We start from the raw sequence: 21,244 nt of genomic DNA, 5'->3' as shown, positions 1-21,244 counted from the left end.
ACAGGAAAAACGATCGTCCCGACGCACGCCACCTCCGCTAGGCACGGCCGCACCCCTTCGTCCGTTCGATTCCCGGAAGAGCGGCACGCCCTTATCCGGGCGCTTTCCCGAACACGTCCCGCTAATAGACTTTTCTCAACATGATTCCGTTGAGAACGGCCTCGCCCCGACGGACAGGAAAATCGACACGGATGCCCTGCCCTTCTTCCGAGCATACGTCGTAGCTGATCGACACGGCCCGGTCGACTCCGTAGCGCGCAGCCAGATCGACATCCTCTGCCAACGTCCGGCCATTGACGACGATATCGAAGCTACGGTCGGCCTGCGAGGCGCGGTCGAGCTCGGCAAACAACAATGTCAGCCGGTAGTTGCCGTCCGGCACGTCGAAACGATAGGACTCTACGCCTCGCAACTGGGTCTGGTACAGCGGATCGAGCGCCGTACCCATGATATTATGATCGCTGCCAAGGCGCTTGCCGTCCCGACGATAGACGCGGCCGCCCACATACCCCCAGCTTCCTTCCCTATACGGCTGGTCGGGCAACCACAGGTAATCGTTTTTAGTCGCATCATTGAAAAAACAGGGCGAGCCGCAGTTAACGGCGATCTCTTCGAACGGCATCCGTCCGCTGCGGAAATCATAGGGTTGCATCCGGAAATCGATCTTCAGCACATCGCGCAACTCCCGCCCGTCGTCCGAGCGCGAATGCAGCTCCAGCACGTTCTCGCCGGAACGGTACGGAACGCGAAACTGCGCGCAATGCTCCTCGACGGGCTGCACGCCGAGACTGCGGCCATTTAAGAACAGCTCCACCTGCCGCGTATTGGCAAACACTTCGACCGGCTGCGTGCAGACGCCGGCGTCCGGCGCATCCTCGCGTCCGCCCCGGACCTTCCACTGCTGCGTAGGAATCGATACGAAAGGCTCCTTCGACAGCACGGCCTTATAGTAATAATAGCTCGCCTTCGGCCGGCGGTCGGCCGTGACGAGCGCTTTCTCGTTGATATGCGGAATGGCATCGACGCGCGACTCGGAATTGAAATCGTTGAAGTTCCAGACCGTAGCTCCGGCAACGAAGTCGTTCTCCATCAGCACTTTCAGATGATGCTTGAAATAGAGTATCTGAAACTCCTCGCTGTGGTCGTACAGCGAAGGTTCGAACGAATGGATGCGCACGTCGGCTCCCGCCCCGTACTCCGACAGAAACATCGGCTTGCCGGGCTCGGCGCTCCGGTAGCGATCCAGGAAACCCTGCAAATCGCCGAGCTCGCCCTCGTACCAGCCGATATACTTGTTATAGCCGATCAGCTCGGCCTGATGAAACCCTTTCCGGACGTTCGTCACCGGATCGTAGCACAGCACGATCATCGACTCGCGCGTCGGATCGGCATCCTGAACGAACCGCTCGAGACGGCCCAGAAAAGCCGCCAGATAGGCGTCGTACTCCTCTTTCTGCACGTCGGTCCACTGCCGGCTTTCGGGACGCGGCTGGGTTACCTCGTTACTCGTGTTCCAAGCGACGATACAGGGATGATTGTAATCGCGCCGAATCATCTCGCCGATCTGCGACAGGCTGTTGCGCTCGAATTCCTCGCTGCACGTGATATAGCAGATGACCGGTATCTCCTCGAAACAGATCAGGCCGTATCGGTCGCACATCTCGAGCACCGCCGGATCGTGCGGATAGTGCGAGATGCGCAGGCAGTTCGACCCCATCTCCTTCATCAGTTTCAGGTCGTGGCGGTGCATCTCGGCCGTCAGCGCATTGCCGTAATGCAGATAGTCCTGATGCCGGTTCGTACCGATCAGCTTCAGCGGCTCGCCGTTCAGAACGAATCCCCGCTCGGCGTCGAACGAGAACGTGCGGACTCCGAGCGGATTGGTCACGCGATCCAGCACGCGGCCGTCGGAGCCGACCAGCTCCGAGCGGACGCTGTACAGATACGGATCGTCGGGTCCCCACAGCCGGGGAGAGTCGAGCGTCACGGTCCGGGTCGAAACGGCCTGTCCTCGCTTCAGTTTCTCGGATACGGAAGCCGCGCTCCGTCCGTCGGCATCGAACACCGTGTGGCGCAGCGAAATTCCCCGCATACCTTCCGGCAAACGGAAATCGGAGCGGATCTCGACCGTAGCGCTCCCGGCCGAAACGTCCGGAGTGCTCAGATATACGCCGGTCCCGGCACTCAGCACATCGAAGTGCGCCGGATCGGTGCAGATCAGTTCCACGTCGCGGTAGATACCTCCGTAAAACGTGAAATCGGCCGCGAGCGGCGGAATCTGCTCGTTATACGAATTGTCGACGCGGACGGCGATCCGGTTCGAGGCACCGGCACGAAGCAGTTCGGTCACGTCGTAAGCGAAAGGCGTATATCCTCCTATATGCGGCTCGCCCGCGCTACGGCCGTTCACCCACACGGAGGCGACCGTATTGGCCGCCCCGAACGAGAGGAATATCCGGCGGTCTCCGGCGAGCGAGTCGATCGGCAGGTCGCGCACGTACCAGCCCGCCCCCCGGTACCAACCGTACGGCTCGTCCTCGACGTCGGCCACGTTCCATGTATGAGGCAGATCGACCGTTTCCCAGCGGGAGACATCGTACCCGGGCTCCTCGGCTCCGGGACATTCGCCTTTGAAGAATTTCCAGTGTTCGTTGATCGTGTAGCGGAGCCGGGGACCGGCAAGCGCAGCGCAGGCCGTAAAGAGCAGGCCGGCGAGCATCAGCATCTTTTTCATCGGATTTCAGGTTAGTCGGTTAAGTCGAGTAAAAATAGCGATTTTTTCGCCCGCCGACGCATTTCGCGACTCTTTTCCCGCCGACGGGAAGACACGTTTTCAACAAGGTATTTCCGGTTAATCGTTAAGGCGCGAAACACACGGTTCACAGAGCTGCCATCGGAATCTCTCGCCGATAACGACATGGCACGCCCCCTCATCCGCCCGGTCCGGCCTTGCATGCGGAGCGCACACTCAGGTCCGCCGGCAACGGAATCAACGGCTCATCCTTTTCAGAACCAGAGCCGAACGGGAGAGGTTATAGATCAGGATATGCGGCCGGGTCGCGCCGTCGGGGCATACCTGCGGAAAGCTGAACGCCTTGACCGAATGGTCGATCCGGCCGTACCCGCCGAACTCGCGGTCGTCGGTGCTCATCAGCACGCGGTAGCGCCCCGCCTCCGGCACGGGAACCGGATAATCGGGCAGGCTCCGGTCGGGATGCCAGTTGAACACGAATACGATATCCCGGTGGCTGAAAACGACCGTCTTGTTCTCGGTATCCATCTTGTGATTGTAGGCATAGCCGCTGCTCAGGATCGAGTACCGGCGGACGAGCTTCAGCATCGCGCGGTCGAACTCGCCCAGATAGCTGTATCGTAAAAAACCGTTCTCGGCCAGACTCCACATCCTTCGCGCGTGCGCATAGCTCCAGCCGTTGCCTTCGCGGGGAAAGTCGATCCACTCGGGATGTCCGAACTCGTTGCCCATGAAATTCAGGTAGGCCTGCCCGGCCAGCGAGATCGTGAACAGACGGATCATTTTGTGCAGCGCCATGCCCCGGTCGATCAGCAGGTTTTCGGCCGCGCGGTTCATATCGGTATACATCTGCTTGTTCATCAGTCGGAAAGCAAGCGTCTGATCGCCCACGAGGGCCTGGTCGTGCGATTCGCAATAGGCGACCGTTCCCACGTCCGGCAGGCGGTCGGTCATCGTGTTCCACATCCGCCAGATATCCCAATCCTCGTCGGGCACTTCCTTGAGCAACTTGATCCAGAAGTCGGGAACGGCCATGGCGAGCCGATAGTCGAACCCGACGCCGCCGTCCCGGACCGGGTAGCACATACCGGGCATGCCGCTGACATCTTCCGCGACGGTCACCGCGTGCGGACGCAGCTCATGTATCAGGGCGTTCGCCAACGTCAGATAGCAGATCGCCTCCGGGTCCGTTTCCCTGAAATACTTGGCCGGATCGTCGAACTCCGTGAGCCCGTGATGCGTGTAGATCATCGACGTGACGCCGTCGAAGCGGAAGCCGTCGAAATGGAACTCCTCCATCCAATACTTGACGTTCGACAGCAGGAAATGGCGCACCGGCTCCTTGCCGTAGTCGAACAGCTTGGAATCCCAGAACGGATGATCGCCCGCCGGGCCGGCGGGAGAATAGAGGTGATTCGTCCCGTCGAGCTCGTTGAGCCCTTCGTTCAGGTTCTTGACATAGTGCGAGTGAACCAGATCCATGATAACGCCCAGACCCAAGCCGTGCGCGGTCCGGATCAGCTCCTTGAGCTCCTCGGGCGTGCCGAAGCGCGACGAGGGCGCGAAAAAATTGCTCACATGATAGCCGAAGCTCCCGTAATAGGGATGCTCGGCTATGCCCATCAGCTGAACCGTGTTGTACCCGTCGCGCTTGACGCGCGGCAGCACGTCGCGGGTGAACTCCGCGTAGGTACCTACGCGAGGCTCCTCCTGCGCCATGCCCACATGGCATTCGTAGATCAGCAGGTCGCCCACCGAAGCGATGTCGAAAGCGTCGCCCTGCCAGTCGAACGGAACGGGCGGAGCCCAAAGCTGACCCGTGAAGTTTTTCGACACGGGGTCCTGAACGACGCGCCGGATATAGGACGGTATGCGTTCCAGCCAGCCGTTGGCGCCGTGCACGAGCATCTTGACCAGCGAGCCGTGCACGAGCCGGTCGCCGAAGCTCTCGTCGGGCAGGAAAATGCTCCAGACGCCGTCGGGATCCTTGCGCAACCGCAGTTGCGTACGCTGCCAGCCGTTGAAGTCGCCGAACAGGTAGACGTCCTCGGCCCCGGGCAGCCACTCGCGGAAATGCCAGCCCTTCAGAGCCGGATCGTACTGAAAACCGTAATAGAGGTAGCCGTTGGCATAATCCCGCAGCGAATCGCCTCCCTGCCCGATCTCGTCCCGTCGCCTGCGGTAGAGGTCATAGCGGCTCCGAAGAGCGCTTTCGTAAGTTCTCAGCCACGGGTCGCGCTCGACGATCGGCAGTTCTTCCAGTGCGTTTTCCATAGATGCCTCGCGTTATCGTTATCGGATACTAAAGTTAGGCAAATTTCACAGAACGGGCAATATATACGAAGATTTTATCATATATTTGTCTGATTGAAACAATTCCAAAACTCATAAACCCAATCTGACTATGTTCAAAAACCATCCTAAGGGATTGCTGCCGGCTGCGCTGGCCAACATGGGGGAACGGTTCGGTTTCTACACGATGATGGCGATTCTGACCTTGTTCCTGATGTCCAAATTCGGGCTCGACAAAACCAACGCCGGCATTATCTATTCGGTATTTTACTTTTCGATCTACATTCTCGCGTTCGTGGGCGGCCTGATCGCCGACAAGACCAGAAACTACAAGGGGACGATTCTGACGGGACTGGTAATTATGGCGGCAGGTTATCTGCTGATCGCGATTCCGACGCCCACGCCGGTCCGCAACCTGCCTCTGTATCTGACCGTCACATGCATCGGACTGTTCACGATCGCGTTCGGCAACGGTCTGTTCAAAGGAAATCTTCAGGCGCTCGTAGGACAGATGTACGATAACGAGAAGTACGGCAAGATGCGCGACTCGGGGTTCTCGCTCTTCTACATGTTCATCAACGTAGGGGCCATCTTCGCTCCTATGGTGGCTATCGGAGTGCGGAACTGGTGGCTCTCGACCAAGGGATTCCTCTACAATCCCGACCTGCCGGAGCTGTGCCACGGCTTCCTCGGGGGCAACCTTTCGCCCGAAGCCTCGGAGCGTTTCGCCGCGTTGGCCGCCGAAGTCAGCAGCAACGGCGCGCCGACCGACATGACGGCTTTCGCCGACAGCTATCTGAGCGCTTTCGCCACCGGCTTCCACTATGCCTTCGGGGTAGCCATCGCAGCCATGCTCATATCGCTGGTCATCTTTCTGGCGAATAAGAAAAGCCTGCCCGATCCCCGTCAGGCTCAGGCTGCGGGCACGGGCTCTCGGATCGATCCGGGCGAAGTACGCATGGCGGCCAAGGAGGTCAGGCAGCGTATCTGGGCTTTGATCGCAGTATGCGCCGTCGTGATTTTCTTCTGGTTCTCGTTCCACCAGAACGGATTGACACTGACCTATTTCGCTAAGGATTACACCCGACTCAGCATCGGCTCGCTGGGGCTCTCCGCCGAGATATTCCAGTCGATGAACCCGTTCTTCGTCGTATTTCTCACGCCGCTCGTGCTGGCCTTTTTCGGTATGATGCGGGCCCGGGGCAAAGAGCCTTCGACGCCCGCCAAGATCGCGATCGGAATGGGAATCGCCGCCGTCGCCTACGTAGTGATGATGCTCGGCTCGCTCGGCGTGCCGCCGGCTGCCGAGGTAGAGCGCATGGGAGGCCTTTCGGAGGCTCAGCGCGTGACGCCGTTCCTGCTGATCGGAACCTACCTGATCCTGACCGTTGCCGAACTGTTCATCAGCCCGCTCGGCATCTCGTTCGTGTCGAAGGTCGCTCCTCCCCAATATCAGGGCATCATGCAGGGCGCATGGCTTGGAGCTACGGCGGTCGGCAATCAATTGCTGTTCATCGGAGCGATTTTCTACGAGACGATTCCGATTTGGATGACGTGGGGCGTGTTCGTCGCCGTCTGCCTGATTTCGATGACGGTCATGTTCGCTATGCTCCGCTGGCTCAACCGTATTACGAAATAACGGCTCCCGCCGAGGACTCTTTTTCGTTCTGCGGAACGAACCGGTCTCCATACGGAGAACTTTGATAGAAAAATACGACAGCCCGACCTTTCGGGCTGTCGTATTTTTATGAACGGAACGAGGGATTTTCTTTTCCGTTATCCGCGCCGGATTCACGAAAAACGAAAATCAAACGAGGCAGGAAGCGATGAGAGTTCAGGATTTTCGCCACTTTCTGCCAGCCATCTGCGGTTTGCGGCCGCAAACCACGTTCCGAAGACCGAGGGTTCGCGTGTTCACCCCGGCTGCCGTACTCGCCCCGGTTGCCATACCGTCATTCTTTCCGCCCGAGGTCCTCGATCTCACCCATCCCCTTCCTTTTCCGGTACGATCTGCCTCTCGCCCCGGAAAAACACGCTACGCCGCCGATTTCCCTCATCGGCACGGAAATCCCCCTGCCGTCCCCCAACAGCAGCGCTTCACCGTCCTGCCGGCAGGGCCGGTATCGCTTTCTTCCCGGCAGGTCAGTACCCGAGCTTACCGACCCATTCGCGGATATCGCCGGCGCTCGCCCGATTCAACAGTTTCCCTTCTTTCCAATCGATGTCGGGATATGTCTCTTTCAACGCCGCCGCGCTATTCGCGATGCCGCTGCTCCCCGAGGTGGCGAACGGTATGACCGTTTTGCCGTTCAGATCGTGACTTTCGACGAACGTATTGACGATACGCGGCGCAAGATTCCACCAAACGGGATAACCGAGAAAAATCACGTCGTAGCCGTCCGCGTTCAATGCCTCGCCGCCGATTGCCGGACGCGACGCCGGATCGCTCATCTCTACCGAACTGCGCGACTGCTTGTCGTTCCAATCGAGGTCTGCGCTCGTATAAGACTCTGCGGGCGTAATCGCATAGAGCTCTCCGCCCGTCGCCTGTGCCACTTTGCCGGCCACGCGGGCCGTCGTTCCCGTCGCCGAGAAATAGGCGACCAGGACTCTATGGTTCGGATACCCTCCACTCATGTCCTGTTCCTGCTGCGCATATGACGTCGCAGCCGCTCCTACCATTGCCAATAATGCGAGAATGACCTTATGCATAAGAAAACCTATTTTCATTTTTGAAGCCGATCGTATTCCTCATCCGTAACCGGCTCCAGCCACTCGTTGGAAGCGTTCTCGCCTGCAATCTCGAATGCGAGATGCGCGAACCAGCTGTCGGCTGCCGCACCGTGCCAGTGCTTTACGCCGGCAGGAATGTGGATGACCGTGCCGGGGAGAATCTCTACCGCCGGTTTGCCCTCTTCCTGATACCAGCCGCGCCCGGCCACACCGATAAGCATCTGCCCGCCGCCTTTCGCGGCTTTATGAATATGCCAGTTGTTGCGGCAGCGAGGCTCGAAAGTCACGTTGGAAATATTCACCTGCTCACGCGAAACCGGTGCGAGGTAACTGTTGCCGGTGAAATACTTGGCATACGCCGTGTTGGGTTCGCCGATGGGGAAAATCATTTCACGTTGGAATGCCGCCTTGGCATCCTCGCCGGTCGTCTCTTCCGCCCATACGTCTTTGGCCAGACGGAATGCCGCCCATGCCTTCGGCCAACCCGCGTAAAAACCGATATGCGTGATGATTTCGGCGATTTCGGTGCGGGTGATGCCGTTGTTCTTCGCCGACTGCAAATGATATATTAGCGAGTTGTCTGTGATACCTTGACTGATAAGAGAGGTAATCGTTACCAAGCTGCGGTCGCGAAGACCGAGCTTGTCGGTGCGGCTCCATACCTCGCCGAAAAGAACGTCGTCGTTGAGTTCCGCAAACTTGGGAGCGAACTCGCCTAATTGGTCGCGCCCTGCTGTCTGTACTATCTTTTCCTGTGCCATAACATTGAATGTCAGAATGCTGAATATTGAGATTAAAATGATTCGGTTCATTATTCCTTACTGAATGAAATTATTGATTCGGTTTGCGGGGTTGAGCGGCGTCTGGTCGGACAGCACCAATGACTTGACCATGTGCAGCGTCCCCTGTTTGTATTTTTGGAAATGCTCCGAGGCGATGTGCTTCTCGTATGCTTCACGGCTCGCATAGGTCTCAAGAATGGTTACCTTGCAAGGGTTTTCCTTTTCACTGACTGCGTACATTGTCAATACGCCCGGTTCGGTACGCAGGGAGACTTCGCCCACCTCGGTTGCGTATTTCATGTACTCGTCGAGATGCTGCGGATAAACCTCGATTTTCGACAGGCGCACGATACCGTCGGCCGTCATGGATTCTTTGACGCACATGCCCGGCGCCTTGCCCAGATTCAGACATTTGCCGATCACCTCTCCCGTAGCGAGGTAAGAATAAGTCGGAAACTCGAACAGCACGGGTTTCAACCGCGTATAGTCGAGTCTGCCGGCACTGTCGAGCACTTCGGGAGCGGCATAGGTGTTGGCAACGGAGCAGATGAAATTGTCGAATCCGTCCGTTTCGTAAATATCCACCACATCGCATTCCATCGTCAGCGGCGACGCGTCGATTACGGGCGTGCCGTTCTCGCCCCAATGGTATTCGAATATGTTTGATTTATCGACCGATGCGCCGCTCACGCTGCCCACATAGTCGGCTTTCGGCAGCATTTCTCGACCGACAAGGTTGATAGAAAGTTTTTTGGAATCTTTTATCCCTTGATTGGTATAATGGTTTTTGCTCATGCTCACGAGAATCCGGTCGTGACCGATAATGCCCGTATGCCCCACGACGAGCCAGTTCACCTTGCCCTCGACCTCCGCACCGACGACCGTCATCGGTTTGGGATAGAGAGCAAGCAGGCTTCCGATATTTTTCTTTCCCATTTCCGTGCCGTTTTGTTTGTTTATCTCCTTTGCCGGTTGCGTATTGCACGACAATAAAAGAGAGAGGGACAAGATGGTCGATATCGATTTTCTCATCCTCAAAATTGTATTAAAGACTTTGACGTAACACATCGATCACATCCTCACGAGTAAGGACAACATAACCGGTTTCGTTGATAGGGCATGCATCGGCCATACCTTCGAGTTGCGACGGATCGGCACCGCAGGCCGTGATGTCCATTGCCAGTCCCAGTTCCCGCATCCAGTCCTCCATCCGTGCGAGCCCTTCCGATGCGATTTCCTTGTCCGTCTTTCCGGCGGGAACAATATCCCACACGGAGGTTGCCAGTCGGCGGAATTTTTTCGCCGCATCTTCGGAACGCTCGATGAGCAGACGGTAATAAGCCCCGCTGACAGCCGAGAGCGTGTGTCCGTGCGTTGCGTCGGTATAGGCGGCAACAGCCTGCCCCAGCATGTGTACCATCCAGTCGGTGGGCTTCCCGCAGGCGAGAAGCCCGTTCAAAGCCCATGTCGCGGTCCACATGATGTTGCTGCGCGCTTCGTAATCCTCCGGATTGCCGAGCACTTTCCGGGAACTGACAACAAGGGAGCGTATCAGCCCTTCGGCGATGTAGTCGGTCGTATTGTCGTCCGTCCCCGAAAGGTATTGTTCCTGAATATGCGACATGATGTCGTAAATACCGGCCACCGTATGATGCTTGGGAACGGTATAGGTGTAAACGGGGTTGAGAATGGAGAAATCGGGATTGCGGAAGTAATAGAACTTCTTCCGGTTCTCGCTGTGCTTGGAGATGACGGAACAACTGTCCATTTCCGATCCCGTTCCCGCCATCGTGAGCACGCAGCCGACAGGAATCCAGCGACAGGTCATTTCTCCGAAATTGTTGAAATAATACTCCCACGGGTCCTGTTCGCAGTAGGCGGAACCGGCTACCGCCTTGCCATAGTCGCAGACGGAACCGCCGCCGACGGCAAGGATAAAATCCACCGCCTCTTTCCTGGCAAGTGCCACGCCCTCCATGACCTTTTCGATCGTGGGATTGGGCATGACGCCCGACAATTCGACCGTCTGTTTTCCCGCTTTGCGGAGTTCCGCCTGTACCGCATCGTAAATACCGTTTTTGCGGATGGAACCGCCGCCGTACACCAGCATGACTTTTTCTCCGTACTTGCCCAGTTCTTTACTCAAATTCTCCAATGAATTTTCCCCGAAGTATAGTTTCGTAGGGTTGTGAAAAGTGAAATCGCCTAACATATATCAATTCGTTTTAAAGTTATTTCTTGTCGTCGATATTTTTGATAAACTTTGCCGGAACGCCTCCGACGACAGTATTTGCCATCACATCTTTCGTTACGACCGCTCCTGCCGCAACAACGGCATTGTCACCGATGGTCACGCCTTGCAGAATGGTCGCGTTCGAGCCTACCCATACGTTCTCGCCCAGCACGATGGGTGCGGGATAAGTATGGCTGCGTTCTTCGGGTGCAAGCCCGTGATTGAGCGTGGCAAAGACCACATTATGCCCGATCTGGCAACCGTCGCCTATCGTGACTCCGCCGTGATCCTGAAAATGGCAGCAGGCATTGATGAATACATGCTCGCCTACGGCGATGTTTTTCCCGAAATCCGCATAAAGCGGAGGGAAAACGCGAAGCGATTGCGGTACTTCATAACCGAACAACTCGGAAAGCAATTCGCGCACTTCGTCTGGCGTACGATAAGCCGTATTCAACCGGAACGTAATACGACGCGCCTCGTCGCTCATTTCGTCCATAAAACGATGGATTTCCTCCGTGTCGAGAGCTTGCCCCGTCTTCACGTATTCTTTGAAATCTTTTGTCGTCATATTACTCTCTTTCAAATTTCACTCGGATGTCGCCACCGACATTCAGGACCTCGATACCGTCGCCGTCGATACGGCCTATTTTAATCAGATCGTTACTGTATGACCAGTTCTTGCAGAAAATCGCCACGTTGCCCCACGGCGCATAGATCGTGATGTCTCCGGGCATAGGGGCGCAACCGCGCGTTACGCCTTCAGTCGGAAGGGCCGGAGAAGGATAGAAGATTTTCTCGGTCGTATTGTTGTAACCTTCCAGCGTGGCCTCCAACGGAAGACGGGAAAGGAAATCCCGCGTGGCGACATTATCTTCCAGCGTGGCGGTAATCGTGCGGTCGCCGACCGTGATGTTCACTTTCAGGGAGGTTGCGGCCGGAGTATCGGGTTCTTCCGGTTCTTCCCGGCTCACCCCGATTTCGTCGAGCCATACCGGAACACGTGTCGCCATTTGCGACAGACTCTCAGAAGTCAGCAACAGGGTTCGGTCGATGATCGTCGCATCGGGGCAAAGACTGCGGGCCTCGCTGACCGAAGCGGAAATGCCGCTGCTGCCGCTGGTGGCGAACAATGCGATTCGTTTTCCGGCAAGTTTCGAGGCATGGGTGTGCAGGAACGTCTGCATCGGTGTCGCCATGCTGCCGTACCAGATCGGATAACCGACGAATACGATGTCGTAATCGTCAAAATTCTCCATCGAGGTTTTGACAGGCGGAAAATTGCCCTGACGGATAGCCGCCAGCTCTTCCTGCGCTCGTTCCAGCATAGCGTTATAATCGTTATCGTAAGGCTCCTGCGGCTCCACTTCAAGCATATCGCAATCGAGTGTCGCCTGAATCCGTTGCGCCACACGTTCGGTGTTGCCCGTGCGCGAGGCATAAAGCACCAAATAGCGTCCGCTATCGCCGAGTGCCGGCGTATCGGGTTTATCGCCGTTTTCTTCGTCCGGTCGTTCGGACGCTCCGGACTGTCCCGGCGCAAACGGCTCGCCGCCATCTCCGCCGCAGGCCGCCATAGACAGCAGAGCAACCGACAACAGCGGAATCCACAATAACTTTTTCATCGGTCATCCATTTTACATTCAACATCATACAATCGTTCCACCTCAGAGGAGACACGCCGATCGAGGATCAAGCTACGGCCGGCGTCCATCGCCGCGATAGCAGCCATATCTCTGCCGCAAGCGTAAAATCCCCTATTCCGAAGTTCTCCCCTATTCGCCGCCGATACACCGTCTTGGGAATGGCGACGACTCCGCGCCGCCAATGCCATCGCAGCACGACCTGCGCCGTCGACCGGTCCGTATTTACCGACCGATTCCTGTCAACGTTTCGTCCGCAAACAATCCGTTCCTCGGCCAAAGGTCTCTACGCCTCCATCTGTATCGCGACCCGCACCGCCTCGGTCTGCCGGACTTGGGAATGCTACTTCGAGCTGATCGGCAGTCGAAACGACTCTTTCGTATTCGGCGGCAGGCGGCCGAAATCCGATGCCGTTTTCAGAAAGTTTCTGCGATCCATGTGCGACGGTTTATCTCTTATCCATTAAATATTTCCGGAAAAATTCGTCTATCCTGTCGAACGGTATCGCATCCGGATTGTCGTACAGATCGACATGGTTGGCTCCGGGAACAATCAGCAGTTCCTTGTTGTCTCCGGTCAGCCTCTTGTACGCATCCTCGCTGAAATATCGGGAGTGAGCCTTCTCGCCGTGAACCAGCAGCACGGGGCTGCGGATCTCCCCGATATAGGAAAGAATCGGCATGTTGATGAACGACAGGGCGCTGGTTTCGGTGATTCCTCCGTTGGAGTTCGGAGAGCGGCGGTGATAGCCTCTCGCAGTCTTGTAATAGTCGTGATACTGACGCACGAAAAGCGGAGCGTCCTCGGGAACCGGATCGACTACGCCGCCGTTGAGTTTGTAACTGCCGTTGCGGTAGTCTTCTGTGCGCTGAGCGTTGAGCCGTTCGCGCAGCTCGTAACGGTCATCGGCGCTCATGGCGTCGAAATATCCGTCGGCATTCACGCGGCTCATGTCGTACATGGTAGAGGTTACGGTAGCTTTGACGCGCGGATCGTTGGCCGCGGCATTGAGCGCGAACCCGCCCCAGCCGCAGATGCCTAAGATTCCGATACGTTCCGGATCGACGTCCTCACGGGTCGAGAGATAGTCGACCGCCGCGCTGAAATCCTCCGTACTGATTTCGGGCGACGTGAGATAACGCGGCGTACCGCCGCTTTCGCCATAATAGGAAGGATCGAAAGCGATGGTCAGAAAGCCCTGCTCGGCAAGAGTCTGGGCATAGCGGCCCGACACCTGCTCTTTCACCGCCCCGTAAGGACCGCTGACAGCGACGGCAGCCAAAGGCTCCCGTCCGTTTTTCGGCTTATAAAGGTCTGCGGCAAGCGTAATGCCGTAGCGATTGTGGAACGTGACTTTCGAATGCTCCACCCGATCGCTCTGCGGAAATGTCTTGTCCCACTCCCGCGTCAATTCCAATGCCTCCATATCCGTCGATTTAACAGTTGTTTCTTGCGCCGCGACATGCGTCAAGGTCAGTAATGTCAGCATGACGATTGCTTGTATCCTCATAGTTATCCTATTTAAACATTATTCATACAATATCCTTCGCCCCGCATTTTCAGTTTCAGCCGGTACGAATCGTCCCCGCACAGACACACATTCGAGCGCAGTCATCGTCCGTTCCGCCAACCTCGCACAAGGGTCGCGCTTTTGCAATGCCACACAACACCCATCCGCCCCCGATCGTCCGACCGACAGAAGCCGGCGCGGCCGACACCGGCATCATGCGGCGATAACGCAATACCTTCCGCTATTTTCTTCTATGCAAAGATAAGGGCGCATTCCGTCCGGACGGTAGACCGATTCCGGATAATACTACCCTTTTTACAGATTCTTTAGCAGCCTGCCGCTGCTGCCCGGCATCGTACCGGTCTCCGACGACGGAAATGACAGCGACGGCATCTTCCGGCGCTTTCCATGCCTCCGGACGCAAGAGAAAATTGCGGCGCGAACAGGGCGACCGATTTCTATTAGTACGGAAGTAATCTTCACCACCATCCGTATTTTCTGCTATCTTTTTGCGAATGGCAGCACAAAGAAATGCCGTGAATTTTCGTCCGTCAATTATATTGCCGACGAGATATCAAACGAAGAATCTCAGACTGATACTCTCGCAATTGAACAGTCTATCAATGCCCATAGATTCGGAAGCCATACCGAGAGTGCCGCTTCCGACGCAGAAAATCCGGGGAGGACACCCAACCGGGATAAATTTCCTCGCTCATTGACCAAATTACCTGCAAATCCGTTTGCAGGTATCGAGATATTTTTGAATATTGCATACAGGTCGTGCATACGGAGAACGCCAACGGGTAATATCTGTTTTCAAAATATGAAAAAATCCTTCTTTCTTTATTATTAGGGGTCTTTACGATTCCGATCTACTGTCAACTCCCGGCCGGTTTTGCGATAGTAAAAATAAATAAAAGCATCAAGGACTTCAAGCTAGACTCTATAAATCTGTCCAGCCCGCTTAATAACTATTTATCAAGGACTTGGATTCGCATTAACGGCAAACCAAAATACTGATCAGCCATTTCAACCTTTCAATTTAACCTTTCACAAAACCGTCCAGACGAGGACATTAGCGATCATACCAAACAATATATCTTAAACGAACAGATCAAAGGCATTATAACTTATTGTGATTCCGCAGCATCGGTTATCTCATACAATGAATCGGATAATCTGTTTTTTATCAATTACTGCTGGATTGAAGATGGGAAATGGGTAAATGGCGGTCAAAATCTGGCATCTACCGAAGATGAGGTTTTGGATATAGTTATAAAAGACTTACCCATCCAATATGCCAATATTCCCCGTATAGCTCTGATTAAACAAAAGCCATCCAATGTCAAGCCATTCTATGACTTTATATCTGCAATCAGGCAGTCTCCCGAAGAGTTTCTTCTCCACCAACTCGAATCTCACAAACTCGTGATAAATGGTGAGTATCACAGAAGAAAGGTTTCATGGGATATGCTCAAGCGGCTTATTGCAATGCCTGATTTTGCACATAAAGTGGGAACAGTATTTTTGGAACTTCCTTCGTGGTGTCAGTCCAAAATGGATGAATTTATGGCATCTGAAACGCTTAAGCAAGAAATAATTCTGGAAATATTCAGAGAAGAACAGCCTCTCGGATGGTGGGATAAAGGAGAATTTGAATTTATCTGTGATTTACGGCGTATCAATATGAATCTGCCGGCGACTAAAAAGATTAAAGTCATATTGGCCGATTATCAGTTGCCGTACTCTAAATTAACAAAGTCTGAAGAATGGAAAGAACAGGAAGACAGAAACGCACATATGGCTCATATCATATCCAAGACGATCCTTTCATCGGATGATCATCGTGGCAATTTATTCCTTGTCGGTTGTGGACATGCATACAAATCCGAACAAAAGGGAATCGGTTCTTCTGCTCATAACAAAACCGCTTTCGAATCCGCAGGAGCACAACTTGCGAAAATACTGGGAGATAAGAATGTTTTCTGTGTTTTTCAACATGTTCTTTCCAGTGATAACAATGGCAATAACAAATCTTTGCTTCGAGGAGGTATTTTTGACAAAGCCTTCGAACTAAATGGAAACCGTCCGATTGGATTCGAACTGGAAAATTCTCCTTTCGGTGATGAACCCTTTGACGGGATCCATGAAATCAAATACAATATAATGACCGGCAGTTATGCAGACAATTTTGACGGCTATTTATTTTTGCATCCATTGGACAATGAACCGCAAGCCGCTCCATTGACCGAGGTATTCACCGATGAATTCGTTGATGAAATAAAGAGAAGAGCCAAATTGATGGGTAACGAGAATAACAGAAATTTCTGGTTTGGCCGTAAAGCCACAGAACTTACTAAACAATACATCGTTGAAATTCTATTAAAAGATAATTAAATACACTTATTTCTAATAGCATAAGCATCGCACGCCACCGATAGCCCGCAAGCCGTCGGGGGACGCATGTCCCGAACAAAAAGATCTCGGACACAGGCAAACTTACAGTCTGCGCAGCTCGACCTCGCGGCGATCGACGTAGTTGGGGAACCGGAAAGCCGGCATGCCCATCGCCATGCCGGCATGGATCTTCCCGTCGATTCCGAGCAGCTTCTCGAGACCGTGTCCGGCCTGTCCGGCGGCCGAGCAGACGAAGCCCGTGTAGAACTGGCTGACCCCTAAGCTCTCGGCCATGAGCGAAGCGTTCTGATAGGCCAGATTCGAATCCTGACAGCCGAAGCGCGAGCCGTCGGGCGTATGGATCAGCAGCACCGCCGTAGCACCGCGCAGAATCAGATCGCGCCCCTCGCCGTACTCGCCGATCAGCCGGTGAAAGTTAGGCAGGTACCTGTAAGCTCCGCCGACAAAAACTTTCAACAAAGGCTTCAGCAGCGGATTCTCGAGCTTGCGGACCACCGAAGCGAAAGTCTCGACCGTAAAGGCGGTGATGCGCCTCAGCGTATCCGGATCGGTGACCAGCGTAAACGCCACCTGTTGCAGATTGCTGGCCGTCGGCGCGCGGTGGGCCGCCTCGACGATCATCCCGAGCGCCCGCTCGGGAACGGGAGACGATGTGAACGCGCGGTTCGAGCGCCGGGAGCGGCACAGCGCCAGCATCTGCTCGGGCGAGGGAAGCCCGCCGCGATCCACGGGATGCACTTTTTCCTCGGGAAAGTCGCCGTGCCGGACCGAGCCGGTCGGACAAGCCGCGACGCAATGTCCGCAGACGATGCAGGTGTTCGGGTGCTGCACGCCGATCGGCCGCTTCGGGGCGGCTTGCGTGAAAATGACCGACGGACACACCCGCACGCATCGGCCGCACCGGATACAGGTCGCGTCGTCTATGCTCAAAGATACTTCCATAACGATATTATATCAATCTCAATCCTCGCGAATCAACCGCATGCCGCCGAAATCCGGAACCACGAAGCGCAACCCGTTTCCGACCCGCTCCTCCGAGGTCGAACCGGAAGCCGCTATAAACGGAGGACCGAAACCCGCTGTCGGCTCATAGGATTCCGCGCGAAGACGCTTTCCCCGCACCGACGCAACATCCGGCAGACATCCGACGGGAAACGGCATACCGCGTGCCGATCCGCCCCTGAAGACTAACTTTCGGCGTCTTTCTTTCTCTCCTCCCTGCGGGGTCCCCGGCCATGACGGCGCCCTCGGGAACGTCCGGCGGAACCGCCGCCTTGGTCCGGACGCGACTCGAGTGCGGGACGGGAGTCTCCGCCACGGTCCCGGCCCCGGTTGCGGCCTCCCCGGCCCGAGGCGTTCCGACCGCCGCGTCCCCCGCGACGTTCTCCGGCACCGGGGTCGTAGGCGGGACCCGACCCCAGCTGCTCCGGCAGCGCGGCCTTGGGAATTTCCCGCTCGATGAAGGTCTCGATTCGGTGGAACTTGCCCTGCTCCTTCTCGTTGACAAACGTAATGGCCGTGCCGGTCGCCGCGGCCCGGGCCGTCCGGCCGATGCGGTGAATGTAGTCCTCGGGGTCGTGCGGAACGTCGAAATTAATTACCGTGCCGATGTCCTCGATGTCGATCCCGCGCGCCACGATGTCCGTAGCCACCAGCACGTCGATCTTGCCGTTTTTGAAGTCGAGCATGACCTCTTCGCGCTGCTCCTGCTTCAGGTCGGAGTGCATCGGTGCGACGTTCAGCTTCATGCGCTTGAGCGAAAAAGCGAGCTCCTTGACCTTCTGCTTCGAGGAGGAGAAAATGATCGTCTTCGTTCCCGTAGGCTTCGAGAACAACTCGCGGACGATACCCATCTTCTGGTTCTCGTAGCAGACGTAGGCCGACTGCTCGATCGCCTCGTTGGGCTTCGACACGGCGATATTGACCTCGGCCGGATCGTGCATGATCTCCTTGGCCAGCTTGCGTATCTTGGGCGGCAGAGTGGCCGAGAACATGATCGTCTGACGCTCGGAAGGCAGCTGGGACACGATCCGCATGATGTCGTCGAAAAAGCCCATGTCGAGCATCCGGTCGGCCTCGTCGAGCACGAAGTATTCGACATGGGAAAGGTCGATTCCGCTGTTCTGGATATGCGCGATCAGCCGGCCCGGCGTGGCGATCACGATATCGGTTCCCATCAGCATGCCCTGCTTCTGCTCGCTCCACCCGAACCCGTCGCCGCCGCCGTACACGACCGTAGTCGAAAGCGGCAGGAAGTAGGAAAATCCCTGAAACTGGACGTCGATCTGCTGCGCGAGTTCGCGCGTGGGCACGACGATCAGCGACTTGACCACGTTGTCGGGATTGCCCTCCCGCAACAGCCGCTCGAGCAGCGGGAGCGTATAGGCCGCCGTCTTGCCCGTTCCCGTCTGGGCGCAGCCGATCAGGTCGCGCCCCTCCATAATCACCGGTATGGTCTGTTCCTGCACGGGAGTCATCTGGTCGAAATTCATCGGCCGGATTCCTTCCAGAATATCTTCATGAAGCCCCAATTCTTCGAATTTCATAATCTTGCTTGTTGATTTCCGGGCGTAAAGATACGGAAAGTATCGGATTGTTTCCAATGCCTCGGGCAATCGATACCTCGAAAACAACGCGCGAAACGGCCATGTCGCCGAATGTGCGCTCACGAGCGAGACGTGTCGCCGCCGGTGCGAATCCGGCCGCCCCGACGCTAAAAAATCAGCCACTCACATAAAAGTAGGTGGCCGATTCGTTTTTGGCGGAACACAATAAGGCGCAATAAAACCGCAACCGCATGATATTCCCAATGCATGTTCTCTCAAACAAAGTAACGGGTTGATCTAAATAACCGCTAGAACTCATGTATAACCAATAAGACAATAAGCAATATAATACCTAATAGGAAAGGTCCTATAACAATAATGAATCCTGCCTGTTTCCAATTTTTCTGAACAAATTCAAAATGCTGTACGCTTTTCCACTTTTTATATTTCCATGCCCACCGGTTACCGAAGATACCGAAAATAACAGACAGTGTAAGCACACAAATAACCCTCACAAGGATAAACCATTTTAGAATAAGCGAAGGGCCCCCAATGACGGATACCATAATTCCACCGAATATCCACAGCATCCCCCACAGTATCATCCACGGCATCCCATTGAAAACAGCCCATAACCATGAAAAGCAAAACGCTCCCCAGTTGAATTTTAACAACTTCAACGGGCGTTCCGGCATTACCTCATTAGAATAACTATTCTCATTCCGATTATCCGGGGATATATTCACATTCGGATATGCTTTACCGCAAGAGGGACAATATCGGGCATCCTGTTCATATGTTTCCTGCCCGCAATACGGACAGTATTTATAATCGACTCCCATAATTTTAACAATATTAAAAATCAAAAAAATCGTAATCGCAGTACCTCTTCAGGGGGAACGGATATAATGGCATCCTCTCCGTCAAAAATCACGTTAAACCCGATGTATATCTCATCCCTATTGATCCGAATAAGTGCGATCCCATCATATTCATTACTCGAACGATCTTTTTTTACGACACTGGTCTCTAAAACCTCTATTCCGGCAGCAGGAAACTCTTCATTGAGAATTTCTTGCAATGTTGGTTTTGCCATTTCGTTAATCTGATCTTTATCCGAACGAAAAATATCAATAGTATACCCCGCCTCCGTATCGCTGTTTATTACGTTTTCGATCGATTCTATCGCATACCCCAATAATAAAATACCCACGAAAGCAACAATCACCCACAACACACCGTAAAATACCGATTTAGAACGATTCGACCGACTTTTCCGATCTGAATGCGGTTCATACGGTCGATTAGGTCGAACGGTCGGTAAATCAGTGCGAATCGTATCCGCAGCTACCAAATGCCCGCAATGGGGGCACTTATGTACCCGCCACCCGAGCTCTTTGCCGCAATATGTACAGTAACTAATCCGTGATTGCACAACTCGGAAGATTATAATCGCAAAGGACTATGGCATAAACAAACATAACCCATATCTCCTTTAAAATTTCGCAAATCGTCATCTAAATCCATAAGAATATCAAAACGATATTTCAGTTCGTTATCGACATAGAAAGTTGACATTACCACTATAGCCATATGGTATTTTTCCTCAAATTCCTCCCTTATTACGCATAGCATTTCGCATTTAGAATCTGTTTCCGCCAATACTTTTTGCAAAAAAAATTGTTTTTGCAAATGACCTCTGGCAATAAGGCTTAGAATTGTATTACCTTGTGATGAATCATAATATAATCCATCTATTCCCGTTAGCGTATCCGGTCGTATTACGTTTCCGGTTCCTATGTATTGTAATTCTATTTTATACGCAGGAAAAAAGAGTGTTGAATTTGAATCCGCGTCAAAAGAATTTTGTCCCCAAAGCGGTTCGGATGCGGACAAAACGGTTACAATCAAAAGCAAAACAACGTTTCGCCAACGATTTGCAATTGATTTATATGGTAAACTTTTCATATCCCTGTATCAATTTACTGTTAGGAGTATTGCATTTTTCACCTTTGCTTTCCAAGCCGAAATGCCGTTTGATTGCTTGTGCGATATGGGCGTTTACCGTATCAAGCTCTTTTCCTTCAACGGTGTGAAGGTATTGTCCCAGCAATTCGCGGTCGTTTTCGATAAACAGAAAGACCTGATCTGTCAGTCGTTCCGTAAATTCGTTCAGTACGCTCTGAGTGAATTGAGAAATGTCTGAAGCCATAACTATCCATGTGTTAGTTCGCCAAGTCCCATGGCAGTCAAAATGAAATGTAAGCACATAAAAAACGTGGGACTAAACCCTTATTTGCTTTCTGAGGTCTTCGACTACCTTGTACAACAAAC

Annotated in this window: 17 protein-coding genes; 2 read left to right on the top strand and 15 right to left on the bottom strand. The window is 54.3% G+C overall.

Annotated features, from left to right (window positions below; genetic code table 11):
• Positions 1 to 121: 121 nt before the first annotated feature.
• Both NQ491_RS00560 and NQ491_RS00555 read right to left on the bottom strand, forming a co-directional pair.
• Positions 122 to 2,734: a glycoside hydrolase family 2 TIM barrel-domain containing protein gene (locus NQ491_RS00560; protein ID WP_019245314.1), complete on the bottom strand. Its 2,613-nt coding sequence runs from the start codon at positions 2,732 to 2,734 to the stop codon at positions 122 to 124.
• 255 nt (positions 2,735 to 2,989) lie between these two features.
• On the bottom strand, positions 2,990 to 5,026 hold the full coding sequence (locus NQ491_RS00555; protein WP_019245315.1) for an alpha-amylase family glycosyl hydrolase: 2,037 nt from the start codon (positions 5,024 to 5,026) through the stop codon (positions 2,990 to 2,992).
• A gap of 130 nt (positions 5,027 to 5,156) precedes the next feature.
• Here NQ491_RS00555 and NQ491_RS00550 point away from each other — a divergent pair, with 130 nt between their 5' ends.
• Complete coding sequence (locus NQ491_RS00550; RefSeq protein ID WP_019245316.1) at positions 5,157 to 6,683, top strand: peptide MFS transporter; 1,527 nt, start codon at positions 5,157 to 5,159, stop codon at positions 6,681 to 6,683.
• 503 nt (positions 6,684 to 7,186) lie between these two features.
• On the opposite strand, the gene NQ491_RS00545 is transcribed toward NQ491_RS00550, so the two are convergent.
• The 7 genes from NQ491_RS00545 to NQ491_RS00515 form a co-directional block, all read right to left on the bottom strand.
• The gene (locus NQ491_RS00545; RefSeq protein WP_026089558.1) at positions 7,187 to 7,756 is read right to left on the bottom strand and encodes a flavodoxin; all 570 of its coding nucleotides are present in this window, start codon (positions 7,754 to 7,756) and stop codon (positions 7,187 to 7,189) included.
• A 14-nt stretch (positions 7,757 to 7,770) separates the two neighbouring features.
• Complete coding sequence (locus NQ491_RS00540; RefSeq protein ID WP_019245318.1) at positions 7,771 to 8,589, bottom strand: carboxymuconolactone decarboxylase family protein; 819 nt, start codon at positions 8,587 to 8,589, stop codon at positions 7,771 to 7,773.
• A gap of 6 nt (positions 8,590 to 8,595) precedes the next feature.
• Positions 8,596 to 9,591, bottom strand: a complete 996-nt coding sequence (locus NQ491_RS00535; RefSeq protein ID WP_026089560.1) for a flavin reductase — start codon at positions 9,589 to 9,591, stop codon at positions 8,596 to 8,598.
• A 13-nt stretch (positions 9,592 to 9,604) separates the two neighbouring features.
• Positions 9,605 to 10,705: an iron-containing alcohol dehydrogenase gene (locus NQ491_RS00530; RefSeq protein WP_232423186.1), complete on the bottom strand. Its 1,101-nt coding sequence runs from the start codon at positions 10,703 to 10,705 to the stop codon at positions 9,605 to 9,607.
• An 85-nt stretch (positions 10,706 to 10,790) separates the two neighbouring features.
• Positions 10,791 to 11,363: a DapH/DapD/GlmU-related protein gene (locus NQ491_RS00525; protein WP_019245321.1), complete on the bottom strand. Its 573-nt coding sequence runs from the start codon at positions 11,361 to 11,363 to the stop codon at positions 10,791 to 10,793.
• A 1-nt stretch (position 11,364) separates the two neighbouring features.
• Positions 11,365 to 12,417: a cyclophilin-like fold protein gene (locus NQ491_RS00520; RefSeq protein ID WP_019245322.1), complete on the bottom strand. Its 1,053-nt coding sequence runs from the start codon at positions 12,415 to 12,417 to the stop codon at positions 11,365 to 11,367.
• A 467-nt stretch (positions 12,418 to 12,884) separates the two neighbouring features.
• Positions 12,885 to 13,946, bottom strand: coding sequence for an alpha/beta hydrolase (locus tag NQ491_RS00515; RefSeq protein WP_026089562.1), 1,062 nt, complete (start codon positions 13,944 to 13,946; stop codon positions 12,885 to 12,887).
• Between the two features lie 1,263 nt (positions 13,947 to 15,209).
• Between NQ491_RS00515 and NQ491_RS00510 the strand changes: the two genes are divergently transcribed.
• Positions 15,210 to 16,343 (top strand): hypothetical protein, encoded by a 1,134-nt coding sequence (locus NQ491_RS00510; RefSeq protein WP_019245326.1) that lies wholly within the window; start codon positions 15,210 to 15,212, stop codon positions 16,341 to 16,343.
• Between the two features lie 102 nt (positions 16,344 to 16,445).
• On the opposite strand, the gene NQ491_RS00505 is transcribed toward NQ491_RS00510, so the two are convergent.
• From NQ491_RS00505 to NQ491_RS00480, 6 genes are all read right to left on the bottom strand, one after another.
• Positions 16,446 to 17,306, bottom strand: coding sequence for a nitroreductase family protein (locus NQ491_RS00505; RefSeq protein WP_019245327.1), 861 nt, complete (start codon positions 17,304 to 17,306; stop codon positions 16,446 to 16,448).
• A gap of 245 nt (positions 17,307 to 17,551) precedes the next feature.
• The gene (locus NQ491_RS00500; protein WP_019245329.1) at positions 17,552 to 18,910 is read right to left on the bottom strand and encodes a DEAD/DEAH box helicase; all 1,359 of its coding nucleotides are present in this window, start codon (positions 18,908 to 18,910) and stop codon (positions 17,552 to 17,554) included.
• 308 nt (positions 18,911 to 19,218) lie between these two features.
• A complete protein-coding gene (locus NQ491_RS00495; protein ID WP_147524841.1) occupies positions 19,219 to 19,752 on the bottom strand; it encodes a zinc ribbon domain-containing protein in 534 nt (177 codons plus the stop codon).
• A gap of 20 nt (positions 19,753 to 19,772) precedes the next feature.
• Positions 19,773 to 20,147, bottom strand: a complete 375-nt coding sequence (locus NQ491_RS00490; protein ID WP_147524842.1) for a hypothetical protein — start codon at positions 20,145 to 20,147, stop codon at positions 19,773 to 19,775.
• Between the two features lie 209 nt (positions 20,148 to 20,356).
• On the bottom strand, positions 20,357 to 20,878 hold the full coding sequence (locus NQ491_RS00485) for a hypothetical protein (protein ID WP_147524843.1): 522 nt from the start codon (positions 20,876 to 20,878) through the stop codon (positions 20,357 to 20,359).
• Positions 20,859 to 21,122: a hypothetical protein gene (locus NQ491_RS00480; RefSeq protein WP_147524844.1), complete on the bottom strand. Its 264-nt coding sequence runs from the start codon at positions 21,120 to 21,122 to the stop codon at positions 20,859 to 20,861. The genes NQ491_RS00485 and NQ491_RS00480 overlap by 20 nt, the downstream gene beginning before the upstream one ends.
• Between the last annotated feature and the right edge of the window lie 122 nt (positions 21,123 to 21,244).

The organism is Alistipes ihumii AP11, from assembly GCF_025144665.1.
Lineage (GTDB): Bacteria > Bacteroidota > Bacteroidia > Bacteroidales > Rikenellaceae > Alistipes_A > Alistipes_A ihumii.
The sequence above is the reverse complement of the archived record's forward strand: the minus strand, read 5'-3'. Positions and strand labels throughout refer to the sequence as shown.

Coding starts and splice junctions, on each gene's coding strand:
- NQ491_RS00485 (WP_147524843.1), bottom strand. CDS start 20,878: ATGAAAAGTTTACCATATAAATCAATTGCAAATCGTTGGCGAAACGTT.
- NQ491_RS00500 (WP_019245329.1), bottom strand. CDS start 18,910: ATGAAATTCGAAGAATTGGGGCTTCATGAAGATATTCTGGAAGGAATC.
- NQ491_RS00505 (WP_019245327.1), bottom strand. CDS start 17,306: ATGGAAGTATCTTTGAGCATAGACGACGCGACCTGTATCCGGTGCGGC.
- NQ491_RS00560 (WP_019245314.1), bottom strand. CDS start 2,734: ATGAAAAAGATGCTGATGCTCGCCGGCCTGCTCTTTACGGCCTGCGCT.
- NQ491_RS00545 (WP_026089558.1), bottom strand. CDS start 7,756: ATGCATAAGGTCATTCTCGCATTATTGGCAATGGTAGGAGCGGCTGCG.
- NQ491_RS00520 (WP_019245322.1), bottom strand. CDS start 12,417: ATGAAAAAGTTATTGTGGATTCCGCTGTTGTCGGTTGCTCTGCTGTCT.
- NQ491_RS00555 (WP_019245315.1), bottom strand. CDS start 5,026: ATGGAAAACGCACTGGAAGAACTGCCGATCGTCGAGCGCGACCCGTGG.
- NQ491_RS00495 (WP_147524841.1), bottom strand. CDS start 19,752: ATGGGAGTCGATTATAAATACTGTCCGTATTGCGGGCAGGAAACATAT.
- NQ491_RS00540 (WP_019245318.1), bottom strand. CDS start 8,589: ATGAACCGAATCATTTTAATCTCAATATTCAGCATTCTGACATTCAAT.
- NQ491_RS00515 (WP_026089562.1), bottom strand. CDS start 13,946: ATGAGGATACAAGCAATCGTCATGCTGACATTACTGACCTTGACGCAT.
- NQ491_RS00480 (WP_147524844.1), bottom strand. CDS start 21,122: ATGGCTTCAGACATTTCTCAATTCACTCAGAGCGTACTGAACGAATTT.
- NQ491_RS00525 (WP_019245321.1), bottom strand. CDS start 11,363: ATGACGACAAAAGATTTCAAAGAATACGTGAAGACGGGGCAAGCTCTC.
- NQ491_RS00535 (WP_026089560.1), bottom strand. CDS start 9,591: ATGAGAAAATCGATATCGACCATCTTGTCCCTCTCTCTTTTATTGTCG.
- NQ491_RS00550 (WP_019245316.1), top strand. CDS start 5,157: ATGTTCAAAAACCATCCTAAGGGATTGCTGCCGGCTGCGCTGGCCAAC.